The organism is Streptomyces sp. SolWspMP-5a-2, from assembly GCF_900091845.1.
Taxonomy (GTDB): domain Bacteria; phylum Actinomycetota; class Actinomycetes; order Streptomycetales; family Streptomycetaceae; genus Streptomyces; species Streptomyces doudnae.
In genome coordinates this window covers 25757-47689 of the sequence record NZ_FMCI01000063.1, presented here as the reverse complement: position 1 = coordinate 47689, position 21933 = coordinate 25757, and the positions used below count along the sequence as shown (strand labels likewise).

20 protein-coding genes are annotated in these 21933 nt (G+C 73.8%); 7 read left to right on the top strand and 13 right to left on the bottom strand.

The window, feature by feature from the left end:
- Window positions 1-133: 133 nt before the first annotated feature.
- Genes GA0115242_RS06400 through GA0115242_RS06365 form a run of 8 tightly spaced genes read right to left on the bottom strand, consistent with a single transcriptional unit; the run spans window position 134 to window position 8950 of the window.
- Entirely contained in the window at window positions 134-1573 is a 1440-nt protein-coding gene (locus GA0115242_RS06400) for an FGGY-family carbohydrate kinase (protein WP_093825413.1), read from the bottom strand.
- 13 nt (window positions 1574-1586) lie between these two features.
- A complete protein-coding gene (locus GA0115242_RS06395) occupies window positions 1587-2642 on the bottom strand; it encodes a 2-hydroxyacid dehydrogenase (RefSeq protein WP_093825411.1) in 1056 nt (351 codons plus the stop codon).
- Window positions 2639-3718 (bottom strand): ABC transporter ATP-binding protein, encoded by a 1080-nt coding sequence (locus GA0115242_RS06390; RefSeq protein WP_093825409.1) that lies wholly within the window; start codon window positions 3716-3718, stop codon window positions 2639-2641. The genes GA0115242_RS06395 and GA0115242_RS06390 overlap by 4 nt, the downstream gene beginning before the upstream one ends.
- Window positions 3696-4574: a DeoR/GlpR family DNA-binding transcription regulator gene (locus GA0115242_RS06385; RefSeq protein WP_093825407.1), complete on the bottom strand. Its 879-nt coding sequence runs from the start codon at window positions 4572-4574 to the stop codon at window positions 3696-3698. Before GA0115242_RS06385 ends, GA0115242_RS06390 begins: the two co-directional genes overlap by 23 nt.
- Window positions 4571-5731, bottom strand: coding sequence for an ABC transporter ATP-binding protein (locus tag GA0115242_RS06380; RefSeq protein ID WP_093825405.1), 1161 nt, complete (start codon window positions 5729-5731; stop codon window positions 4571-4573). Before GA0115242_RS06380 ends, GA0115242_RS06385 begins: the two co-directional genes overlap by 4 nt.
- The gene (locus GA0115242_RS06375; RefSeq protein WP_093825403.1) at window positions 5728-6645 is read right to left on the bottom strand and encodes a carbohydrate ABC transporter permease; all 918 of its coding nucleotides are present in this window, start codon (window positions 6643-6645) and stop codon (window positions 5728-5730) included. The genes GA0115242_RS06380 and GA0115242_RS06375 overlap by 4 nt, the downstream gene beginning before the upstream one ends.
- Complete coding sequence (locus GA0115242_RS06370; RefSeq protein WP_093825401.1) at window positions 6642-7523, bottom strand: carbohydrate ABC transporter permease; 882 nt, start codon at window positions 7521-7523, stop codon at window positions 6642-6644. The genes GA0115242_RS06375 and GA0115242_RS06370 overlap by 4 nt, the downstream gene beginning before the upstream one ends.
- A gap of 5 nt (window positions 7524-7528) precedes the next feature.
- Window positions 7529-8950, bottom strand: coding sequence for an ABC transporter substrate-binding protein (locus GA0115242_RS06365; RefSeq protein WP_093825400.1), 1422 nt, complete (start codon window positions 8948-8950; stop codon window positions 7529-7531).
- A gap of 202 nt (window positions 8951-9152) precedes the next feature.
- Here GA0115242_RS06365 and GA0115242_RS06360 point away from each other — a divergent pair, with 202 nt between their 5' ends.
- The gene (locus tag GA0115242_RS06360; RefSeq protein WP_093825419.1) at window positions 9153-10628 is read left to right on the top strand and encodes an FGGY-family carbohydrate kinase; all 1476 of its coding nucleotides are present in this window, start codon (window positions 9153-9155) and stop codon (window positions 10626-10628) included.
- A 65-nt stretch (window positions 10629-10693) separates the two neighbouring features.
- A complete protein-coding gene (locus tag GA0115242_RS06355; RefSeq protein ID WP_093825398.1) occupies window positions 10694-11323 on the top strand; it encodes a histidine phosphatase family protein in 630 nt (209 codons plus the stop codon).
- Between the two features lie 152 nt (window positions 11324-11475).
- Here the strand turns inward: GA0115242_RS06355 and GA0115242_RS06350 are convergent, their stop codons facing one another.
- Entirely contained in the window at window positions 11476-12117 is a 642-nt protein-coding gene (locus GA0115242_RS06350; RefSeq protein ID WP_093825396.1) for a superoxide dismutase, read from the bottom strand.
- A gap of 161 nt (window positions 12118-12278) precedes the next feature.
- A complete protein-coding gene (locus tag GA0115242_RS06345; RefSeq protein ID WP_093825394.1) occupies window positions 12279-13664 on the bottom strand; it encodes an amino acid permease in 1386 nt (461 codons plus the stop codon).
- A 320-nt stretch (window positions 13665-13984) separates the two neighbouring features.
- Between GA0115242_RS06345 and GA0115242_RS06340 the strand changes: the two genes are divergently transcribed.
- Window positions 13985-14566: a biotin transporter BioY gene (locus GA0115242_RS06340; RefSeq protein WP_093825392.1), complete on the top strand. Its 582-nt coding sequence runs from the start codon at window positions 13985-13987 to the stop codon at window positions 14564-14566.
- Between the two features lie 64 nt (window positions 14567-14630).
- Here the strand turns inward: GA0115242_RS06340 and GA0115242_RS06335 are convergent, their stop codons facing one another.
- Window positions 14631-16052, bottom strand: a complete 1422-nt coding sequence (locus tag GA0115242_RS06335) for an amino acid permease (RefSeq protein WP_093825390.1) — start codon at window positions 16050-16052, stop codon at window positions 14631-14633.
- A 227-nt stretch (window positions 16053-16279) separates the two neighbouring features.
- Between GA0115242_RS06335 and GA0115242_RS06330 the strand changes: the two genes are divergently transcribed.
- A complete protein-coding gene (locus tag GA0115242_RS06330) occupies window positions 16280-16768 on the top strand; it encodes a ribose-5-phosphate isomerase (RefSeq protein WP_093825388.1) in 489 nt (162 codons plus the stop codon).
- A gap of 63 nt (window positions 16769-16831) precedes the next feature.
- Complete coding sequence (locus tag GA0115242_RS06325; protein ID WP_093825386.1) at window positions 16832-17641, top strand: Fpg/Nei family DNA glycosylase; 810 nt, start codon at window positions 16832-16834, stop codon at window positions 17639-17641.
- A gap of 131 nt (window positions 17642-17772) precedes the next feature.
- Here the strand turns inward: GA0115242_RS06325 and GA0115242_RS06320 are convergent, their stop codons facing one another.
- On the bottom strand, window positions 17773-19032 hold the full coding sequence (locus GA0115242_RS06320) for a GNAT family N-acetyltransferase (protein WP_093825383.1): 1260 nt from the start codon (window positions 19030-19032) through the stop codon (window positions 17773-17775).
- 163 nt (window positions 19033-19195) lie between these two features.
- Between GA0115242_RS06320 and GA0115242_RS06315 the strand changes: the two genes are divergently transcribed.
- Complete coding sequence (locus tag GA0115242_RS06315; protein WP_093825380.1) at window positions 19196-20377, top strand: PP2C family protein-serine/threonine phosphatase; 1182 nt, start codon at window positions 19196-19198, stop codon at window positions 20375-20377.
- Window positions 20378-20387: 10 nt separating this feature from the next.
- Here the strand turns inward: GA0115242_RS06315 and GA0115242_RS06310 are convergent, their stop codons facing one another.
- Entirely contained in the window at window positions 20388-21293 is a 906-nt protein-coding gene (locus GA0115242_RS06310; RefSeq protein ID WP_093825379.1) for a UTP--glucose-1-phosphate uridylyltransferase, read from the bottom strand.
- 162 nt (window positions 21294-21455) lie between these two features.
- On the opposite strand from GA0115242_RS06310, the gene GA0115242_RS06305 reads away from it, so the two are divergent.
- The gene (locus GA0115242_RS06305; RefSeq protein WP_093825377.1) at window positions 21456-21926 is read left to right on the top strand and encodes an HD domain-containing protein; all 471 of its coding nucleotides are present in this window, start codon (window positions 21456-21458) and stop codon (window positions 21924-21926) included.
- Window positions 21927-21933: the final 7 nt, after the last annotated feature.

The following is a 21933-nucleotide window of genomic DNA, read 5'->3' as shown; positions in this document are numbered from 1 at the left end:
TGGGGGCGGCGGCGGCCGCGGCGAGCGGGACGGCGGCGGCCGAGCGGAGCAGGGTACGACGATCGGTCCGCATGCGGACTCCCTTCCTGGCAGGTGGGCGGGGCGGGGGAGCGGTGAGCGGGGGAGGAGCGGGTCAGGACCGTCCGGGACGGTTCCCGGTGCGGGCCCGTGCCCGCACCAGGCGGCTCAGGTGCGCCGCGTAGCCCTCCGCGTAGAGGTCCGCGCGGGCCGGGTCGGGCTCCACCACCGCCGTCGGGCGGGTCCAGCGCGCCGTGTCCAGGGGGACGCCGAAGCGCTCGGCCGCCGCCAGCACCGCGCCGCGCGCGCCGACCTCGCCCTCGACCACGCGCAGCGGGCGCCCCAGCACGTCGGCGAGCAGCCGCGTCCAGGCCGGGCTGCGGGTGCCGCCGCCGCAGACCGCGAGGGTGCCGGTCAGACCGGCCGCCTCCAGGCAGTGCCGGGCCGCGTAGCCGATGCCCTCGCAGGTGGCCCGGACCAGATCGCCCCTGGTCGACTCCAGGGAGACACCGGTGAGTTCGGCGCGCAGCCCCGGCGCCACGAACGGCGCCCGCTCGCCCGACGGCGCGAAGTACGGCAGCACCCGGACGCCGTGCGCGCCGGGCGGGGTCGCGGCCAGCAGCGCGTCGACCTCCCCGTGCGCGACGCCGGTCGTCGACAGCACCCAGTCGAGGGCCGCCGTGCCGACCATCGCGGGCATCGCGCGCAGCCGGTGGCCGGGCCGGTCGGTCGCGATGTGCAGACCGGCCGGTTCGCCGCTCAGGTCGAGGTCGGTGGTGGCGACCAGGCTCGCCAGGCAGGTCCCGACGATCAGCAGTCCGTCGCCCGGCTCGGTCACGCCCGCGCCCAGGGCGCAGGCGGGCAGGTCGTAGGGGCCGTTGGCGAGCCGGGTGCCCGCGGGCAGGCCCTCGCCGCGCGCCGCGGCCGTGGTGATCGGGTCGCCGACCGGCGCCAGCAGCCCCCGGCGGTGGGTGAGGCCGAGGAGTTCGACGACGCCGTTGTCGTAGGCCCGGGTGCGCGGGTCGAGGAACGGCATGGAGGCGTCCGAGACGTCGGTGCCGGGCGGGGCGCCGGTGAGCCGCCCGAAGACCATGTCCTTGCAGTACAGGGCCGCCGACGCGGCGTCCAGGGCGGCCGGTTCGTGCCGGTCGAGCCAGGCGAGCAGCGGGCCGGGGCTGCCCGGGAACACGGCGCCGCCGGTGCGCCGGTAGACCGCCTCGAAGGTGCCGTCCGCCAGCCACTGGTCGACGAGGCCGTGGGCCCGCCCGTCCATCCAGGAGACGGCGGCCCGCACCGGCCGCCCCGCGCCGTCCACCAGCCAGACGCCGTCGCCCTGCCCGGTCAGACCGGCCAGTTCGACGGGCCCGGGGAGCCGGTCGGTGAGGGCGTCGAGGACGGCGACGACGGCCCCGTACACCTCGTCCATGTCCTGCTCCACCGCGCCCCCGCGCATCGTGAGGGCGATCTGCCGCGCCTCGACGCCGAGTTCGGCGCCCGACCGGTCGAACGCGGCGGCCTTCACGGTGGACGTTCCTACGTCGATGCCGATGAACACGGCGCACCTCTCCTCACGGTCGCCGGGACGGGGGTCGGCTCAGCGAGTGCGCGAGCGGTTCGCCGCGGGCCCAGCGGCCCACCTCCGCCGCGGCGATCCGGGCCGCCTTCTCCGCCACCGCCCGGCTCGCGCCGCCCAGGTGGGGGGTGAGGACGACGCGGTCGGTGAGGCCGAACAGCCGGGAGCGCGCGGGCAGCGGCTCCCGCTCGAAGGTGTCGAGGGCCGCCGCCGACAGGGTCCCGTCGGCCAGCGCGTCGCACAGCGCCTCCTCGTCGACGAGGGGACCCCGGGCGGCGTTGACCAGGACCGCGCCGCGCGGCAGCAGGCCCAGTTCGCGGGCGCCGATCAGACCGCGGGTCTCGGGGGTGAGCCTGGCGTGCAGGGTGACCACCCGGGAGCGGCGCAGCAGGTCGTCCAGGGTCGGCATCCGCAGCCCGTGGATCTCGCCCCTGGCGTACGGGTCGTGGACCATCACCTGGGCGCCGAACGCGGCGAGCGCGCGGGCCACCCGGCTGCCGACCGCCCCGTAGCCGATCAGCCCGACCGGCAGGTCCTCCAGCTCCAGGCCCGCCTGCGCGTGGGTGTAGTAGGCGGCGCCGCGCCAGCCGCGCTGCCCGGCGAGGGAGTCGTGGGCCTGCGGGATGCGCCGCAGGGCCGCGAGGAGCAGCCCGACGGTGAACTCGGCGGTGGCGGCGGCGTTGCGCCCCGGCGCGTAGCAGACCCGCACGTCGTGGCGCTCGGCCGCGTCCAGGTTGACGTTGACCGGGCCGCCCCGGCAGACCACCACCAGGCGCAGGCCGGGCGAGGCGCCGAGGACCCGCTCGGTGACCGGCGCCATCTGGGTGACCAGCACCTCGCGGCCGTCGGACAGCGCGTCGATGAGGGGGCCCTCGGCGTCGCTCGCCTCCCGCACCTCGGCGACCCGGCCGAACGGCTCCATCGGCCAGCCGAGCGTCAACTCCCGTACGTCGGGCGGTGGTTCGCCGAGTTCGGCGGTCAGGGCGCGGGTGATCAGGCCGGGCAGCACGAAGTGGTCGCCGGCGGCCACCACACGCAGGGGCGCGTTCATCGCAGGGAGACTCCCGTCTCGGCGTCGAAGACATGGGTCAGGCCGGGGTCGGCGGCCACCCGCACGCGGTCGTCGCGGGCCAGCCGGGTGCCGGGGTCGGTGAGGGCGGCCACCGGGTCCTCGACGCCGTCCAGGGCGAGGGTGGCCACGCCGTACTCCAGCAGCGGCTCATGGGCCAGCACCCGGGCCCGCACACCGTCCTCGCCGGTCAGCGCGAGGTCCTCGGGGCGGACGCCGACGACGACCTCCCGGCCGGGCGGGAGCCGGACCGGCAGCGGCAGCAGGACGGCGCCGGAGACCGCGGCCCGGCCGTCGGGCGCGGTGACCGCGGGCAGCAGGTTGATGGCCGGTTCGCCGACGAAGTCCGCCACGAAGCGGGTCGCCGGGTGGTCGTAGATCTCGTGGGCCGTGCCGAGTTGCTCGATCACGCCGTCCCGCATGACGGCGATCCGGTCGGCGAGCGAGAGGGCCTCCTCCTGGTCGTGGGTGACGAGGATGGCGGTGTGCCCGAGATCGCGCTGGATGCGCTTCACCTCACGGCGCGTGGTGTCCCGTTGGGCGGCGTCCAGGTGCGAGAGGGGTTCGTCGAGGAGGAGCACGTCCGGTTCCCTGACCAGCGCCCTGGCGAGCGAGACGCGCTGCTTCTGCCCGCTGGAGAGGGTGGCGGGACGGTCGTCGAGGACGGCGGTGAGGCCGACCCGCTCGGCGATCAGGGCGACCCTGCGGTCCACGTCGCCCCGGTCGGCCCGGCGCCGGGCGCGCAGCCCGAAGGCGAGGTTCTCGCGCACGGTCAGCGGCGGGTAGAGGGCGTAGTTCTCGAAGGCCACCCCGACGTTGCGGCGCCGGGCCGGGCGGTCGGTCACCGGGACCCCGCCGACCAGGACGTCGCCGCCGGTCACCGTCTCCAGACCGGCGATCATCCGCAGCGTGGTCGACTTGCCGCAGCCCGACGGGCCCAGCAGGCCCAGGAGTTCGCCCGAGCGCAGCCGCACGTCGAGGCCGCGCACCGCCTCCACCGGCGGGCGCCCGCGGGCCCGGTACGTCTTGCGCAGGTCACGTAGCTCCAGCTCGGTCATCGTCGCCCTTCGTCGCGCACACCTCGTAGCGGACCTGGTGCTCGTCCAGGTCCCTCAGCGCCTCGGGCGACGCCCCGTCGTCGACCAGCAGCAGGTCGAACCGGGAGAGCGGGGCGACCCGGTGCAGGGCGGGCCTGGCGAGCTTCGTGTGGTCGATGAGCAGCACCCGGCGGGCGGCCGAGTCGAGCATCGCCCGCTTCACGGACACGATGTGCTGCTCCTGGTGGTAGGCGTAGCCGCCGTGCACGGCGGACGTGGACGCGAAGCAGACGTCGACGCGCAGCGCCTGCACCGCCTCCACGCAGGACACCCCGAGGAACGAGGAGTGCAGCGGGTCGTAGTCGCCGCCCAGCGCCATCAGGTGGATGCCCCGCCGGCCGGCGAGGAGGTTGACGGCCTCCAGGAAGTTGGTGACGACCGTCAGCGGGGTGATCTTGCCCAGCCGCAGCAGCCTGGCTATCTCCAGGGCGGTCGTCGAGTCGTCCAGCATGATCGCCATGCCGGGTTCCACGGAGCGCAGCGCGTGGTCGGCCACCGCCTCCTTCGCGGCCCGCATGGTCTTCAGGCGGTACTGCACGTTCGACTCGAAGACGGCCGACGGCTGCGCGGTCACCCCGCCCCTGAACTTCCTTACGACGCCCTGCCGTTCGAGGTCGTCGAGGTCGCGGTGGATGGTCATCAGGCTCACCCCGAACCGTTCGGCGAGGTCGGCGGCGGTCGCGGAACCGGCGGCGAGGACCCGCTCGGCCACGGCCGCCCTGCGGGCCGCTGGGCCCTGCTGGGGCGGGGTCTGCTGGGGGATGGTGCCGTGCGGCTGGGGGGTGCCGTGCGGCCGGGGTGCGTGGGCGGCGCTCATCGTGTCCCGATCCTTCGTCCTGGGCGCCGGGGCCGGTCGGCCTCGAACAGCAGCAGGTTCTCAGGCCGGAGGGTGAGCCGGACCGGATCGTCGGGGCCGAGGCCGCGCGTGTCGGCGCGCGGGGCCACCAGCGAGACCCGCGGCGCCCCGGTCTCCGGCCCCGCCCCGGTCTCCGGCCCTGCCCCGCCGCCGGGCGGACGCGCTCCCGGCCCGGCCCCGCCGCCGAGCCTGACGGTCACCTCCACCGACCGGCCGAGCACCTCGGTCACGTACACCGTGCCGGTCAGCTCGTGGCCGGGCGCGGTGAGGGAGAGGTCGCGGGGGCGGATCCCGGCGAGGACCTCGGTGCCGGGCGGCGCCTCGGCGCGCACCGGCAGTTCGATCCCGCCGCCGGCCGAGCGGAAGGCGCCGTTCTCGGTGAGCGTGCCGGGCAGCAGGTTGATCCGGGGGCGGCCGAAGGCGCGGGCCACCTCGGTGTCGTGCGGCCGGTACCAGATCTCCTCCCGGGTCCCGGTCTGGACGATCCGGCCGTCCCTGATGACGCCGATCCGGTCGCCGAGCGCGAGCGCCTCCACCGAGTCGTGGGTGACGTACAGGGTGGTGGTGCGGCGGACCGCCCCGATCGCCTTCAGCTCGGCGCGCATCTGCTGGCGCAGCTTGGCGTCGAGGTGGGAGAGCGGCTCGTCGAGGAGGAAGGCGCGGGCCGGACGGACCAGGACCCGCCCCAGCGCGACCCGTTGCCGCTGCCCGTTCGACAGTTGGCCCACGGGACGGTCCAGCAGGGCCTCGATGCCGAGGAGCGCGGCGGTCTCCATGATCCGGGCGCGGGCCTCGGCGGCGGGCAGCCGGTGGCGCGGCGAGCGCAGCGGGGACGCCAGGTTGTCGTGGACGGAGCGGTGCGGGTAGAGGGCGTAGCTCTCGAAGCACATCGCCACGCCCCGGTCGTAGGGTTCGACGCCCGCGAGGTCGCGGCCGTCCAGCTCGACCGTGCCCGCGTCCGGGAGTTCGAGCCCGGCGACCGTCTTCAGGGTGGTGGTCTTGCCCGCCCCCGAGGGACCCAGCAGACAGAAGAACTCTCCGTCCTCCACGTCGAGTTCGAGGCCGTCGAGGGCGGTGGTGCGGCCGTACGCCTTGGTGATCCCGCGCAGCCGGATCATGACTTCACCGCCCCGAACGACAGCCCCCGCACCAGGTAGCGCTGGATGGTCAGGGCAAGCAGCAGCGGCGGCACGACGGAGACCAGGGCGGCGGCGGCCGTCAGGTTGTACTTGGGGCGGTCGCCGCCGAGGAAGGACAGGGCGCCCACGGTCACCGTCTGCGCCTCGTTGGAGGTGAGGATCAGCGGGAAGACGAAGTTGTTCCAGGCGAAGATGAACGCCAGCAGCGACACGGCCGCCACCCCGGGTTTCACCAGCGGCAGCGCGACCCTGAAGAACGCCTGGGTGCGGCTGTAGCCGTCGAGCAGCGCCGCCTGCTCCAGCTCCGGGGTGAGGTCGGCGAAGTAGGACCGCATGATCCACACCACGAGCGGCAGCGTGACCAGTTGCAGCACCCAGATCATGCCGACGTACGTGTCGAACAGGCCGAGCCGCTGGTAGAGCACGAACAGCGGGATGATCACGGTGAGTTCGGGGGCGAACCGGAAGGACAGGAGCGTGAACATCAGGTTCTCGGAGCCCTTGAACCGCCAGCGCGCCGACGCGTACGCGGCCGGCAGCCCGACCAGCAGGGAGAGCGCGACGGCGCCCACCGACACGACCAGGCTGTTGACGAAGAACCGCAGGAAGGGGATGCCCTCGCCGCCGCCGAGGACGGTCCGGTAGGAGCCGAGGGTCGGGGTGAAGGAGAAGTAGGTGCTGAACAGCTGGTCGGCCGGTTTCAGCGACAGGACCAGCATCCAGGCGATCGGGAACAGCGCGAAGACGAAGTACCCGACGAGCGCCGCGTCCGCGAGCCACCCCGCGACCCGCCGCGCCCCCCGCCCGTCGCGTCCGGGCCCGCGCCCGTCGCGTCCCGCCCCGCGCCCGGCCTCCCGTTCCCGCTCCCGCACGTCGCGTTCAGGCTCTCTCATCGGGCCTCGGCCGCCTTCCGCTGGACCCGGCCCAGATGGCGGACCAGGACCATCGCCGCCAGGTAGACGACCGCCCACAGGACGATCGTGTAGCTGATCCCGAACGAGTAGCGCTGGAAGCGGATCGCCTCCAGATAGGCGCGGATCTGCAGGACCATCGTGGAGTCGCCGGGTCCGCCCTCGGTCAGCGCGTAGATGATGTCGAAGACCTTCAGCGAGTCCATGAACCGGAAGATCACCGCCACCAGCACGTACGGCCAGAGCATCGGCAGGGTCAGTCTGCGGAACGTGTACCACCACCCCGCGCCGTCCACGGCCGCCGCCTCGAACGGGGAGGCGGGCAGCGACCGCAGACCGGCCAGGGCGAGGATCGCCACGAACGGCGTGTACACCCACACGTCCACGGCGATCGACGACAGCAGGGCGCCCGCCGGGGTGTCCGTCCACTGCACCCCGCCGAGCCCGACCGGCCGCAGCAGGTGGTTGACCACCCCCACCGACGGCTGGAGCATCAGCTTCCACATGATCGCCGCGATCACCGGGGCGATCATCAGGGGCAGGATCAGGATCTTCTCCAGCACCCGGCCGATCCGCGAGGAGCGGTGCAGCAGCAGGGCCACCGACACCCCGAGGACGGTCTCCGCCGCGGCGGCGCCGACCGCGTACAGCACCGTCACCCACGCCGAGTTCCAGAACGCGCCCTCGCCGAGCATCGTCCGGTAGTTGCCGAACCCCACCAGGCCGGGGCGCGGACGGCTCGCCGAGAAGTCGAACAGCGTGTAGAAGAGGCCGAGGCCGAACGGGTAGAGGATGCCGCAGGTCAGCAGCAGGGCCGGGAGGACCAGCAGATACGGGCGCAGGGCGGGCCGCGGGCCCATCGCGCTCAGCGCACCTTCCGGGCCAGGTCGCCCGCGAGCCCGTTCAGCACCTGGCCCGCCTCCCGGCCGCCGTAGATCTCCTGGAGGGCCGCGGCCCAGCTGGTGGTGGCGTCGAAGAACTGCGCCTGCGGGGTGAACTGGATCCGCGTCCGGTCGGCGACCGCCTCGAAGGTGTCGAGGAAGCCGGGCAGGTGCCGCATCTTGTCCTTGTACGCGGCGTCCTGGCTGATCGACCTGCGGACCGGGTCGATGTGCTGGTGGGTGAGGGCGCCCCGGCGCAGGTGCTCCTTGCCGGTGGCCCACTGCAGGAAGAGCCAGCTCGCGCTCTTCCTGCGGCTCCTGGCGTTCATGCCGAGCGACCAGATCCACATGTTGGTGGCGAGCGAGCCGTCAGGACCCTTCGGCCCGGGATGGAAGGCGATCTTCCCGGAGGCCGGACTCGCCCCGGGGACCGCCTGGAAGTAGGCGGCGGTGTCCGCGTCGAAGAGCATCGCGGCCTTCTTCGCGCCCAGGTCGCCCGAGCACTGGTACCAGGTGTACGACGTCCAGGACGGCGGCCCGCCGTGCCGGACCATGTCGGCCCAGTCCCGGGTGAACGCCACCGCCCGCGGGGAGTTCATCGCGGGCTTCAGCGCACCGCCGTCGACGGTGAAGTCCCGCAGCCCGTTGCGGGCGTACATGGTCATGAAGCCGGGGTGGATGGTGGCCCAGCTCCGCGAGCCGCGCACGGCGATGCCGTACATGCCGTCGTACCCGGCCCCGGGCGCCTTCTTCTTGACGGCGGCGGCGAGTTCGCGCAGTTCGTCGAAGGTCTCGGCGGGCCTGAGCCCCAGCTTGCCGAAGACCTCGGTGTTGTAGGCGACGACGTTGGTCTCCCAGCCCCACGGCAGCGCGTACTGGCCGCCCCTGCCGAGCGGGGCGCCGTCCTTCAGCGACCACTGGTCGGCCTGGAGCAGGTTGGGGAAGAAGTCGTCCTGGTCCCATTCGGCGCCGGTGGCCGCGGAGTTGCGCATCCACGGGCCGAGGTCCTCCAGCCAGCCGGGCGGCCCGTACTGCCACACCATGTACGCGCCCAGCATGAAGACGTCGTAGGAGGCGCGCCCGCTGGAGAGGTCGACGGTCAGCTTGTCGAAGTAGTTGTCCTCCGGGAAGACGTCGTACTCGACCTTGATCCCGGTCCTGCCGGTGAACGACTTCAGGTCGGCGATCAGGGCGTCCGTGTACGGGTGCTTGTTGAGCAGGGCCTTGACGGTGGTGCCCCGCTCCCGGCGCCAGTCGAAGGAGCCGGTGACGTCGTCGGCGGCCGAGCCGTCGCCCTTGTCGTCGGCGCCGCCGAACCCGGCGCCGCAGGCCGCGAGGAGCGGGGTCGCGGCGGTGGCGGCGGTGAGGGCGAGGAAGCGGCGGCGGTCGTGCGCGTGCGTGTCCATCCGTGACCTCCAGGTGGGGCTGGGTCCGGTGCTCGGTTCACCACGTCAGGTCGACTCGTTCCGACTCGTCAACAGAGGTTGTAACGAGGCAAGTTGGGTGTCAATCCCTTGCGCGGGCGAAAATGCGGGTTCGATATCGGGGGAAGGTGTGAACTTCACAGTCCGTCCCGCGCTCCACCGCGGGCATCACCGGGAGGTCCTGATGGCGGTCGAGCGCGGCGAAGGCGCGGCGGACCAGGCGTGGCTGGGCGTCGACCTGGGCACCCAGGGCGTGCGCGCGCTGCTGGTCACCCGCGACGGCACGGTCCTCGGCGGCGGCACCGCGCCGCTGACCGGGCGGCGCCGGCCGGGACGGCACGAGCAGGACCCCGGGCTGTGGTGGCGGGCGGTGTGCGCGGCCACCCGGGCCGCCCTGACCGGCCGCGGGGGCACCGGGATCGGCGGGCTCGCCGTGTGCGGCACCTCCGGCACCGTGCTGCTCACCGACGCGCGCGGCCTGCCGCTGAGCCCCGCCCTGATGTACGACGACGGGCGGGCCGCGGCCGAGGGCGCCCGCGCCAGGGCGGCGGGCCTCGCCGTGCAGGACGGCTGGGGGCTGCCCCGGGCGCTCTGGCTGCTGCGCGCGCACGGCCCCGGCCGGATCACCCACCAGCCCGATGTCGTCACCGCCCGGCTGATCGGGCACCCGGTGCCGACGGATTCCAGCCACGCCCTGAAGACCGGGTACGACCTGGAGCGCGGAGCCTGGCCGGACGCCGCCGCCGGACTCGGGCTGCCCGACGGCGCGCTCCCCGAGGTGGTCGGCCCCGGCACCCGGCTCGGGGCGGTCGGCGCGGAGGCCGCCGAGGCCACCGGCGTCCCCGCGGGCACCCCGGTGATCGCCGGGATGACCGACGGCTGCGCGGCCCAGATCGCCTCAGGGGCGCTGCGGCCCGGCGCCTGGAACTCCGTGCTCGGCACCACCCTCGTGCTCAAGGGCGCCGCCCGCGCCCCGGTCCGCGACGCCACCGGCGTCGTCTACAACCACCGCGCGCCGGACGGGAGCTGGCTGCCCGGCGGGGCGTCGAGCGTGGGCGCGGGGGCGCTCGCGGCGGCCTTCCCCGGCGCCGACCCGGCCGCCCTCGACGAGCTGGCCGCCGCCCACGAACCGGCCGGCGCGGTGATGTACCCGCTGGTGTCGCCCGGGGAGCGGTTCCCGTTCCTGGCGCCCGGCGCGACGGCGCTGACCCTGGGGCGGCCGGACGGCGACGCCGACCGCTGGGCGGCGCTGCTCCAGGGCGTCGCCCTCACCGAACGCCTCTGCCTCGACTACCTCCACCACCTCGGCGCCCCGCTGGCGGGCCCGCTCACCTTCACCGGCGGCGGCGCCCGCAGCGCCTACTGGAACCAGCTCCGCGCCGACGTCCTGGCCCGCCCCGCCCGCGTCCCCCGGCAGACCGAACCCGCGCTCGGCATGGCGGCGCTGGCCGCCCACGGCACGACCGGCGCCCCGCTGACCGACCTCACCGGCACCATGGTCCACCTCGGCGCGAGCCTCACCCCCGACCCGGCCCGCACCGCCCGCTTCGCCGAGCCCTACACCCGGCTCCTGGACGCCCTGACCTCCCGCGGCTGGCTCCCCGGCGAGGTGGCCGCGCACGCCAGGACCCGGCTCGCCGCCGATCTGGCCGGAATCTGACCCCGTCCGCCCCGCCGGGACCCCGTCCGCCCCCGCGGCCCGCCCGCACCGCGATACTTCCCCGCATGACGACGACCGCGACCACCCTGCTCCTGGCCCGGCACGGGCAGACCGTCTGGCACGCCGAGAACCGCTACGCGGGCGTCAGCGACATCGCGCTGACCGACACCGGGCGCGCGCAGGCCGAGGCGCTCGGCCGGTGGGCCGGGGCACACCCCGTCGACGCGGTGTGGACGTCGCCGCTGGCCCGCGCGGTCGCCACCGCGGAGCCCGCCTGCCGGACCCTCGGCCTCACCCCGCGCCGCGAACCGGACCTGCGCGAGTGCGACTTCGGGGTGGTGGAGGGCCGCACGCTCGCCGAGTTCGCCGCCGAGGACCCCGAGGGCGCTGCGGCGTTCGTGGCCGACCCGGTCGCCCGTCCCTTCCCGGACGCCGAGGACCCGGCCGCCGCCGCCGAGCGGGGCGCCGCCGCCCTGCGCCGGATCGCCGCCGCGCACCCGGGCGGACGGGTCCTGGTGGTCGCCCACAACAGCCTGCTGCGCCTGGTGCTGTGCACGCTCCTGTCGGTCCCGGTCCGCGACTACCGCCGAGTCTTCCCCCGGCTGCGCAACGCGGCCGTCACCGAACTGCGCCTGACGGGCGGGTCGGTGGGGCTGATGGCGCTCAACGTGCCCTGCGACGACGGCGACCGGTGACCCGGACCGGGCGCGCGGCGGCCGTCCCCGGCGCGTCCCCGGGCGCACAGAAGACCCCCGCGAGTCATGTCCTCGCGGGGGCCTCCCTCACTCCGCCCGCCGAGTGAAGGTTGAGAAGACGATCACGAGGCAGGGCGTCCGGTGGCCCCGGGTCAGGGGGCGAGCAGCAGGCTGTCGCCGCGTTCCCTGGCGGCGGCGTGGCGCCGGGCCACGTCCTGCCAGTTGACGACGGCCCACATGGCCTCGATGAAGTCGACCTTCTGGTTCTTGTACTGGAGGTAGAAGGCGTGCTCCCAGGCGTCGAAGACGAGGATCGGGGTCGATCCCTGGCCGACGTTGCCCTGGTGGTCGTAGACCTGCTCGACGATCAGGCGGCCGCTGAGGGGCTCGTAGGCGAGGACGCCCCAGCCCGAACCCTGGGTGGTCGCGGCGGCCTTGGTGAGCTGCGCCTTGAGTCCGGCGAACGAGCCGAAGGACTCGGTGATCGCGTCCGCCAGCTCGCCGACGCCGTCCGCGGCCGTGGGCTCGCCGCCGCCGTCGCCGGTCATGTTGTGCCAGTAGATGGAGTGCAGGATGTGGCCGGAGAGATGGAAGGCCAGGTTCTTCTCCAGGCCGTTGATCGAGCCCCAGGACTCCTTGTCCCGGGCCTCCGCCAACTGCTCCAGGGTGTCGTTCGCGCCCTTCACGTACGCCGCGTGGTGCTTGTCGTGGTGCAGCTCGACGATCTGCGGGTCGATGACCGGTTCGAGAGCGGCGTAGTCGTACGGCAGTTCAGGGAGCGTGTAGACGGGCATGGCGGATCCCCTCCGACCTCGTGGCGCCTTATTGCAAAAGACTTGCAACTACAACCTAGCAACAAAAGACCCCCTCGGTGCACCGAGGGGGTGGTGGGGTGTGTCGCCGGGAGGGGGGGACCGGAGACCGCTGCCCGGCGTCCGCTGTCCGTCGCCCGCCGTCACTCCCGTGCCGTGCGGCCCGTCCGCTGCCGGGCGTACCCGGCCGCCGCGAGCACCGCCGTCATCGCGCCCGTCGCACCGAGCTGGACCCGGGTGCCGGGCTCCCTGGCCATCAGGACGAAGACCGCCGCCATCCCGGCCAGCGCGACCCAGGTCAGCACCGGGAACGCCCACATGCGCACCACCAGCCGCTCGGGCGTCTCCCGCTCCAGGCGCCGCCGCAGCCGCAGCTGGGAGGCGGCGATGAAGATCCAGACGACCAGGATCACCGCGCCGACCGTGTTCAGCAGCCAGGCGAAGACGTCGTCGGGACGCCAGCGGCTCAGCCCCACGCAGACCAGGCCGACCGCGCAGGAGACCAGCACCGCGACCCGCGGCACCCCGCCGCTGACCCGCCCCAGCGCCCGCGGCCCGAGCCCCCGCCGCACCAGCGAGTACGCGATCCGCGAGGAGCCGTAGATGTTGGCGTTCATCGCGGACAGCAGCGCGACGAAGATGACGACGTTCATCACCTGGCCCGCGCCGTCGACGCCGATCCGCTGGAGCGTGGCCACGTACGGCCCGTCCTCGACGATCTCCTTCGCGTCCGACGGCACCAGGGTGACGACGACCGCCATCGAGCCGACGTAGAACAGCGCGATGCGCCACATCGCGGTGCGCACCGCGCTCGCCACGCCCCGCACCGGGTCCTCGGACTCGGCCGCCGCGATGGTGACCGTCTCCAGGCCGCCGTACGCGAAGATCGACGCGAGCAGGCCGACGACCAGGCCCTCGCCGCCGTGCGGGAGGAAGTCGGCGAGGTGGCTGGTGCCGGGGGAGTCGGTGCCCGGCAGGACGCCCGCGACGGCCAGCGCGCCGAGGACCAGGAAGAGGACGATCGCGCCGACCTTCAGGGCCGCGAACCAGAACTCGAACTCGCCGAAGCTGCGGACGGCGGCCAGGTTGGCGCCGCCCAGGACCACGACGAACACGCCCACCCACATCCACTCCGGCGTCCCGGGCAGCCAGCCGGTGACGATGTGCGCGGCGCCGATGCCCTCCAGGCCGACCACCGTGCACAGCAGCACCCAGAACGCCCAGCCCGCCGTGAAGCCCGCCCAGGGCCCGAACGCCCGCTCGGCGTGGGCGGAGAAGGAGCCCGAGGACGGATGCGCGGCCGACATCTCGCCGAGCATCCGCATCACCAGCATCACCAGGAGCCCGGAGAGGGCGTAGGCGACGACGACGGACGGACCGGCGGCGGCGATGCCCGCGCCGGAGCCGACGAACAGACCGGCGCCGATCACCCCGCCCAGGGCGATCATCGACAGGTGGCGCTGCTTGAGACCGTGGGGCAGGGAGACGTCCTCGCGCGGCGTCTCCCCGGTGGTGGTGCTGCTGGACATGGAGCGAGAACGTCCCGTACGTGAGGGGGCAAAAACGACGACAGTCTCGGCGCCGCGCGGAGGGCGCCGGATCCGCGTCCCGCCATCCGGACACCGCCGTCACCCGGCGTGAGGGTCCGGTCGCGGACCCGCCCGCGCTCCGTGAGAAAGACGTCCTCCGCTCAGTGACCGGTATCACGCGCCGCCGCGTGTAACCCGCATCCTTTGTCCGGATCACACCAACCGGCCGTCGCCCCCTTTGTCGACGGCTGACGGTGTCCGCGCCGCACGCCCCGGGTTAGCGTCACCGTGTCCCCGTCTGCCCCGACCCGCGGAGTCCCATGAGTACCGCCACCGCCCCCACCAGCACCGGCCAGGTCCTCGCCGACCTGCTCCCGGCCTCCCGCGTCCGTGACGCCGCCCTCGTCGTCGGCGGTGCCGTGCTCACCGGCGTCGCCGCCCAGATCGCCGTGCCCGTGCCGGGCTCCCCGGTCCCGGTGACCGGCCAGACCTTCGCCGCGCTCCTCGTCGGCACCTCGCTCGGCGCTGGGCGCGGCTTCCTCGCGCTCGCCCTGTACGCGGTGGCCGGCGTCGCCGGCGTGCCGTGGTTCGCGGAGGGCGGCTCCGGCGCCGGGGCCGTCTCCTTCGGGTACGTCCTCGGCCTGCTGCTGGCCTCCGCCGCCGTCGGCGCCCTGGCCCGCCGCGGCGCCGACCGCTCGGTGCTGCGCACCGCGGGCACGATGCTGCTCGGCGAGGCGATCATCTACGCGGTCGGCGTCCCGTACCTGGCGTACGCCGCCGGGATGTCCTTCTCCGCCGCGGTCGCGGCCGGTCTCACCCCGTTCCTGATCGGCGACGCCGTCAAGGCCGCGCTGGCGATGGGCCTGCTGCCGACGGCCTGGAAGCTGCTCGACCGCCGCTGAGCAACGCGGAAGGGGCCCACCGGCATCCCGCCGGTGGGCCCCTTCCGCGTTCCGCCGCCGTCGGCTACGGCGTCCTGACGCCCTCGTCGACGGGCTCCGCGGGCGGGGCCGCGGCCTCGGCGCGGGCGCCGCCGCCGACCTTCTCCCGCACGAACGCGATGACCAGCACCACCGCCGCCACCAGCAGCGAGAGCAGCACGGTGGTGCGGCCGTCGTGCTCCGTGTCGGTGAGCATGTAGCCCAGCACGAACACGATCAGCGCGGCGGTCGCCCAGGTCAGGTACGGGTACAGCCACATCTTCACGACGAGCTTCTCCGGCGCCTCGGCCTGGATGATCCGCCGCATCCGCAGCTGCGAGAAGCAGATGACCAGCCACACGAACAGGGCCACCGCGCCACTGGAGTTGACCAGGAACAGGAAGACCGAGTCGGGGAACTTGTAGTTGAAGAAGACGGCGACGAAGCCGAAGACGACCGACGACACGATGGCCGCCATCGGCACGCCCCGCGAGGTGGTCGTGGCGAACGCCTTCGGCGCGTCCCCGCGCTCACTGAGCGAGAACGCCATGCGGGAGGCCGTGTACAGGCCCGAGTTGAGACAGGAGAGCACCGACGTCAGCACGATGAAGTTCATGATCTGCCCGGCGTGCGCGATGCCGAGCGAGTCCAGGGCGGCGACGTAGGAGCCCTTCTTCTCGATCGACGGGTCGTTCCACGGCAGCAGCGAGACGACGACGAGGATCGAGCCCAGGTAGAAGACGGCGATCCGCCAGATGACGCTGTTGGTCGCCTTGGTGACCGCCTTGCGCGGGTTCGCGGTCTCGCCCGCGGCCAGCGTGACGATCTCGCTGCCCATGAAGGAGAAGACGACGAGCAGCACGCCGGTGAGGATGGCCCCGGCGCCGTGCGGCAGGAAACCGCCGTGGTCGGTGAGGTTGCCGAGCCCGGCCTTGTCGGTGTCGGCGCCCGGCAGCACGCCGAACACCGCGAGCAGGCCGACGACGACGAAGGCGCCGATCGCGACGACCTTGATCCCGGCGAACCAGAACTCGAACTCGCCGTAGGAGCCCACCGAGACCAGGTTGGTCGCGGTGAGCACGATCATCACGATCAGCGCCCAGCCCCACTGGGGCACGGCCGGTATCCAGCCCTCCAGGATCTTGGCGCCCGCGGTGGCCTCGACCGCGAGCACCACGACCCAGAAGAACCAGTACAGCCAGCCGATGGAGAATCCGGCCCAGCGGCCGAGCGCGCGGTCGGCGTGCGCGGAGAAGGAGCCGGAGGTGGGGTTCGCGGCGGACATCTCGCCGAGCATCCGCATCACGAGGACGACGAGCGTGCCGACGAGGGCGTAGGACAGCAGGATGCCGGGACCGGCGGTGGCGATGCCGGTGCTCGATCCGACGAAGAGACCGGCGCCGATGACGCCGCCGATGGCGATCATCGACAGATGTCGGTCCTTGAGTCCTGCCTGGAGTCCGGTCATGGGGGAATTCCTTTGCGCCGGGTGAGGGGTCCGCGTGGGGGCGGCGTAATCAAGGGTTGTACGCGCGGCGTACGAATCGGTCCAGTGAATCGGAGGCAAAGGATTTCTAGAACCTTTGAATCCAGATCGTTACTTGAGCTTTTCTTGAGGTTCTTCGACGGGAGAAAACCCCCGTGGATCAGCCACCCGGCGCTGCTTCCCGGAAACGCCCGTGACACACTCGGGCCATGCGCGTGTACATCGGTTCCGACCATGCCGGCTTCGAGCTCAAGAACCACCTCGTGGAGTGGTTGACGTCGGCCGGCCACGATCCCGTCGACTGCGGCCCGCACATCTACGACGCCGAGGACGACTACCCGCCCTTCTGCCTGCGCGCGGCGGAGCGCACGGCCGCCGACCCCGCCGCCCTCGGCATCGTCATCGGCGGCTCGGGCAACGGCGAGCAGATCGCCGCGAACAAGGTGAAGGGGGTCCGCGCCGCCCTCGCCTGGAGCGAGCAGACCGCCGCCCTCGGCCGCGAGCACAACGACGCCAACGTCGTGGCCGTCGGCTCGCGCATGCACACCACCGAGGAGGCGACGGCGTTCGTCGAGACGTTCCTCGCCACCCCGTTCTCCGGCGGCGAGCGCCACGTGCGCCGCATCGGCATGCTGAGCGCGTACGAGACCACGGGCGAGCTCCCGCCGGTCCCCGCGCACCACCCGCAGCAGCCGTAGCGGCCCGGCGGGGGCCGCCCGCGCCGCCCCCGCCGCGCTCCACCGAGAGAGGAAACGGGACCCGTGCCCGAGGGTCACACGATTCACCGGCTCGCCGCGGACTACCGGGCCCGTTTCGCCGGTACCACGCCCCGGGTGACCAGCCCCCAGGGCAAGTTCTCCGACGCGGCCGCCCTCCTGGACGGCCTGCCGCTCACCCGCACCGACGCCCACGGCAAGCACCTCTTCCTGGGCTTCGGCGAGGAGGCGTGGGTCCACATCCACCTCGGCCTCTTCGGCAAGGTGGGCTTCGGGGACGCCCCGGCGCCGCCGCCCACCGACACCGTCCGCCTCCGGCTGCGCACCGACACCTCCCACGTCGACCTGCGCGGCCCGACCACCTGCGCGCTCGTCACGGAGGCCGAGAAGACGGCGATACACCAGCGCCTGGGCCCCGACCCGCTGCGCGAGGACGCCGACCCGCGGGAGGCGTTCCGGCGGATCTCCCGCAGCCGCACCACGGTCGCCGCGCTGCTCATGGACCAGAAGGTGATCGCGGGCGTCGGCAACGTCTACCGCGCCGAGGTCCTCTTCCGGCACGGCATCGACCCCTACCGCGCGGGCCGGGACCTCACCGGCGCCGAGTGGGACGCCGTCTGGGCGGACCTGGTGGTGCTGATGCGCGAGGGCGTGCGCACCAACCGCATCGACACCGTCCGCCCCGAGCACACCCCGGAGGCGATGGGCCGCCCGCCGCGCGTCGACGACCACGGCGGCGAGGTGTACGTGTACCGCAGGGCGAACCGGCCCTGCCACCTCTGCGGCGACGGGATCCGCACCGCCGACCTCGCCGCCCGCAACCTCTTCTGGTGCCCGACCTGCCAGTCCCGCTGACGCCACTCCCGCCGTACCGGGCGCAGACCCGGGTACGCCCGGCACGAGGGACTGCGCCCGGCACGGCGAGAGCACGCACCCGACCCCGCGAGGCCGCCCTCCGGGCAACGACGCGCATGGTCAGACCCGCCCTAGAACCCGTGCGGCAGCCAGGGCGCCACCGGTGAGGCGAACGCCGTCGACGCCTCCGCGAGCGCCCCGGGCCGCAGTTCGCGCACCCGCCCGGCCGCGGCGAGCGCGCCCAGCGCCGTCCCGCCGAGGTACGCCGACCCCAACTCCCGCGCCGACAGGGCGAGATCGGCCGCGTCCGCGGTCCGCTCGCAGGAGGCGCCCTTGGCGTCGCCCGACAGCCGCCAACGCCCCTCGTTCCAGGGGCAGAAGGCGTCCTCGACGTCCAGCACCACGTCCACCGGCGCCTGGTAGGTCCGCGCGCCCAGCGCCGCCGCCACGTCCACCAGCCGCACGTACAGCGCGTCACGCACCCGCAGCCCGCACCGCCTGACGTCGGACACCAGATGGCGCCACGCCTCGTCCGTGGGGCGCCCGTACGCGGTCAGCTTCGCGGTGAGGTCGATGGAGAGCAGGAACCGCCACAGTGCCGCGTGCGCCGCCGGGTCGAGGGCCTGGGTGTCGCGCAGGACCACCGTGCCCGCCGGGCCCGCGGTGTCCCACTCCGGCTTCACCTGGAAGCGCGCGTACCCGACCGGCCGCCCGTCCCGCTCGGCCACCACGCACTGCAGCGGCGAGGCGCCCTCGCGGTCGCTCTCCGCGTCGAGCAGGGCGACCCGCTCCCAGCCGGGCCGCCGCGCGATCATCCCCGGCCGCCCGGCGACGGTGCGCGCGTAGACCTCCTCGCAGGCGCCGAGGGCGTCGGCGGGAGCCGCGTACCGCAGCCGCACCGCGTCCGTGCCGGGCGGCACCGCGAGCCGCACCCGCGCCGTGTCGATCTCGACGTTCAGACCGTGGGTGGCGACGCCGTACCCGAACCGGCCGTAGATCGCGGGCTCGGACGCGGTCAGCGCGGCCAGCGCCCGGCCCGATCCCCGCACGTCGTCGAGCTGACGGCGCATCATCGACGTCAGCACCCCGCGACGGCGATGGGTCGCGGCCACCCCGACCATCGTCACCCCGGCCGTGTCCACCAGGGCGCCGCCCGGGACCGTCAGCCGGAAGCTGAACGCGCCCGCCGTGCCCACGCAGTCGTCGCCGTCCCAGACCCCGATGCTGTGGTCGACCTCGGTCAGCTCCCGCCAGAGCGCGCGTTCCTCGGCGGATTCCGGAGTTCCGCCGAAAGCCCGCACCAAAGTGTCGTACCACTTATCCCATTCATCCCGTTCAAGGGGTCGCAGAACCGTTCCGTCGGGGGTTTGTGCCGTCACATCAGTCGCCATGGATCCATGCCTATCAGGGCATTGCGGGACGAGCGAGGGAATTTCTCCTTGGGGGCGACGCGGCGCCCCCAGGTGAAGTTCACTGTGAAGTCCAGCCTCGGACGGGGGACAAGTGGGACCTCCCGTGCCAAGCACCTGGTCCGATGGATAGGGTCCCGAACTAATGGCAGCAGGACGAGAACGGCGCGCGGCGGCCGACACGTTCACGGCCCGGTTGAAGATGCAGTGGCACCGGGCCCGCGTCGGCCTGCGCAGAAGCGCCGTCGACTACTTCCGCGGCGACGGATCGGACTGGATCGCGCTCGCCGGACTGCTCCTCACCGTGCCCCTCATCGCCGCCACCACCCTCGCCAACTCGGTCTGGTGCTCGCCCGCCGCCCTGGTCCTGCCGATCGTCGCGGGCGGACTGCTGCTGCGCCCCGCCAGCCTCCTCGCCCTCTACGCCGCCGCGGCCACCGCCCTGATCGTCGAGTCCGTCCGGCTCGGCCCCTACACCGAGGGACCCTCCCGGGTCACCCCCGGCGTGGTCCTGGTCGTCGCCGCCTGCGGCTTCTTCGGCCTGCTGGTCGCCCAGTTCCGCAGCCGGGTCGGCGTGCCCTGGCGGCGCGGCGGCACCATGCTCTTCGACCTGCGCGAACGCATCCGCGTCCAGAGCAAGCTGCCCAAGCTCCCCGACGGCTGGCACCGCGAGATGGCACTGCGCCCGGCCGGCGGCCAGTCCTTCTCCGGCGACTTCGTGGTCGCCGCCCGCACCAACGGCGGCCGCACCATGGAGGTCGTCCTCACCGACGTCTCGGGCAAGGGCATGGACGCCGGCTCCCGCGCCCTGCTGCTCTCCGGCGCCTTCGGCGGCCTCCTCGGCTCGCTGCCCCCGCACGCCTTCCTGCCCGCCGCCAACGGCTACCTGCTCCGCCAGGACTGGGACGAGGGCTTCGCGACCTCCATCCACCTGGTCCTCGACCTCGACTCCGGCGACTACGAGCTGTACTCCGCGGGCCACCCGCCGGGTCTCCAGCTCAGCGCGGGCAGCGGCCGCTGGGAGGAGAAGGCCGCCGAGGGCCCGCTCCTCGGCGTCTACGACGGCGCCCAGTTCGACCCCGTCAAGGGCTCGCTGCGGCCCGGCGACGTCCTGATGCTCTTCACCGACGGCCTCGTCGAGACCTCCGAACGGGACATCGTCGAAGGCATCGACCGGCTCACCGGGGAGGCCGACCGGTACGTGGCCGGCGGCTTCCACGGCGCGGCCTGGCACCTCATCGAGGCCGTCGCCAAGGACGTCAACGACGACCGCGCGCTGCTCCTCGTCTGCCGGGAGGGACCGACCGCGCAGGCCGCCGCCCGGTGAGCCCCGCCGGTCAGCCCGCGCCGCCCCCGTCCAGGTCACGCACCAGACCCCGCAGGATCGGCCCGTACTCCGGGTGCGCCAGCGCCGACGCCATCTGCGCGACCAGGTAGTCCGCCGGGTTCCCGGTGTCGTACCAGCGGCCCTGGATGACCTGCCCGTAGACCGCCCGCGTCGCCGCGTACGCGTTCAGCGCGTCGGTCAGGTAGATCTCGCCCTCCTGCCGCTCGTACCAGCGCCTGGTCTGCTCCCGCAGCTCGTCGATGATGCCCGGGGTGACCACGTACCCGCCGATCGCCGCGTACGAGGACGGGGCGTCCGACGGCTGCGGCTTCTCCACCAGACCCGTGATCCGCAGCAGCCCGTCCCCGAGGTCCTCCTTGACGATCGGCACGCCGTAGCGCTGGGAGTCCACCGGGTCCATCGGCAGCAGCGCCAGCACCGGGCACGCCGTCTGCTCGTACGCCCGGATCAGCTGCTGCGCCCGCGGCACCCCGGCCACGAAGACGTCGTCGGGCCAGAGCACCAGCACCGGCTCGTCCCCGACGTTGCGGGCGGCGTTCAGCACCGGCGTGCCGTTGCCGTACGGGCCGTGCTGGTCCAGGTAGGTGATGTGCCCCCGGCGGGCCAGCTCGGCGACCTCCTCCACGGCGTCCGCGTACGCCTCCTTGCCGTCCGCCCGCAACTGCGCCACCAGCGCCGGATTGGGCCGGAAGTGGTCCTGGATCAGGCTCTTGCCGCCGGAGACCACGATCGTGATGTCCGTGATGCCGCTGTCCACCAGCTCGCGCACGGTGTGTTCGATCACCGGCTTGTCGCCGACCGGCAGCATCTCCTTCGGCGTCGCCTTGGTCAGCGGCAGCAGACGGGAGCCGAGTCCGGCGGCGGGGATCACGGCCCTGCGGATCGTCGGGGGCATCAGACCACTCTCGTTCGGGAACGACCGCGCCGACCGGCACGGTTCCCCGCCGAAGCTACCAACGCCCCGACCGGCGCAGGACGATCCCGGCCTTTCCGGCCGGGAACGGAACCGACCGCCCCGCCCGGCCGTCCACCCCATGGACGAGGGGACACTGGACGAGTGAACGACAACGGCACGCCCTTGACGACGGCCGAGGTGGAGGCCGTCGCCCGCGCCGCCCACGCCGGACAGACCGACAAGGCGGGACGCCCCTACGCCGAGCACCTGGCGGCCGTCGCGGCCGGGGTGCGCGCCCGGGGCGGCGACGAGGCACAGATCGCGGCGGCCTGGCTGCACGACGCCGTAGAGGACGGCGCGCTCTCCGAGGAGTGGCTCGGGCGGGCCGCCCTGAGCGACCGGACGAAGGCCGTGGTCCTCGCCCTCACCAGACGGGCGGGGGAGGAGCAGGCGGCGTACGCGGCGCGGATCCTCGCCACACCGGGGGCGAGGCTGGTGAAGGAGGCGGACCTGGCGCACAACGCCGACCCCGCCAGGATCGCCCGCCTCGCCGACCCGGCGACCCGCGCCCGGCTCACGGAGAAGTACGCGCGGATGCGCGCACTCCTCGGAGTGACGGACGGGCCGCCCTGATGAGGAC

What these genes read in the sequence shown, in the direction of transcription:
- GA0115242_RS06395 (WP_093825411.1), bottom strand. Translation starts at nt 2,642, where the DNA reads ATGAACGCGCCCCTGCGTGTGGTGGCCGCCGGCGACCACTTCGTGCTG.
- GA0115242_RS06390 (WP_093825409.1), bottom strand. Translation starts at nt 3,718, where the DNA reads ATGACCGAGCTGGAGCTACGTGACCTGCGCAAGACGTACCGGGCCCGC.
- GA0115242_RS06385 (WP_093825407.1), bottom strand. Translation starts at nt 4,574, where the DNA reads ATGAGCGCCGCCCACGCACCCCGGCCGCACGGCACCCCCCAGCCGCAC.
- GA0115242_RS06380 (WP_093825405.1), bottom strand. Translation starts at nt 5,731, where the DNA reads ATGATCCGGCTGCGCGGGATCACCAAGGCGTACGGCCGCACCACCGCC.
- GA0115242_RS06375 (WP_093825403.1), bottom strand. Translation starts at nt 6,645, where the DNA reads ATGAGAGAGCCTGAACGCGACGTGCGGGAGCGGGAACGGGAGGCCGGG.
- GA0115242_RS06370 (WP_093825401.1), bottom strand. Translation starts at nt 7,523, where the DNA reads ATGGGCCCGCGGCCCGCCCTGCGCCCGTATCTGCTGGTCCTCCCGGCC.
- GA0115242_RS06365 (WP_093825400.1), bottom strand. Translation starts at nt 8,950, where the DNA reads ATGGACACGCACGCGCACGACCGCCGCCGCTTCCTCGCCCTCACCGCC.
- GA0115242_RS06360 (WP_093825419.1), top strand. Translation starts at nt 9,153, where the DNA reads ATGGCGGTCGAGCGCGGCGAAGGCGCGGCGGACCAGGCGTGGCTGGGC.
- GA0115242_RS06355 (WP_093825398.1), top strand. Translation starts at nt 10,694, where the DNA reads ATGACGACGACCGCGACCACCCTGCTCCTGGCCCGGCACGGGCAGACC.
- GA0115242_RS06350 (WP_093825396.1), bottom strand. Translation starts at nt 12,117, where the DNA reads ATGCCCGTCTACACGCTCCCTGAACTGCCGTACGACTACGCCGCTCTC.
- GA0115242_RS06345 (WP_093825394.1), bottom strand. Translation starts at nt 13,664, where the DNA reads ATGTCCAGCAGCACCACCACCGGGGAGACGCCGCGCGAGGACGTCTCC.
- GA0115242_RS06340 (WP_093825392.1), top strand. Translation starts at nt 13,985, where the DNA reads ATGAGTACCGCCACCGCCCCCACCAGCACCGGCCAGGTCCTCGCCGAC.
- GA0115242_RS06335 (WP_093825390.1), bottom strand. Translation starts at nt 16,052, where the DNA reads ATGACCGGACTCCAGGCAGGACTCAAGGACCGACATCTGTCGATGATC.
- GA0115242_RS06330 (WP_093825388.1), top strand. Translation starts at nt 16,280, where the DNA reads ATGCGCGTGTACATCGGTTCCGACCATGCCGGCTTCGAGCTCAAGAAC.
- GA0115242_RS06320 (WP_093825383.1), bottom strand. Translation starts at nt 19,032, where the DNA reads ATGGCGACTGATGTGACGGCACAAACCCCCGACGGAACGGTTCTGCGA.
- GA0115242_RS06315 (WP_093825380.1), top strand. Translation starts at nt 19,196, where the DNA reads ATGGCAGCAGGACGAGAACGGCGCGCGGCGGCCGACACGTTCACGGCC.
- GA0115242_RS06310 (WP_093825379.1), bottom strand. Translation starts at nt 21,293, where the DNA reads ATGCCCCCGACGATCCGCAGGGCCGTGATCCCCGCCGCCGGACTCGGC.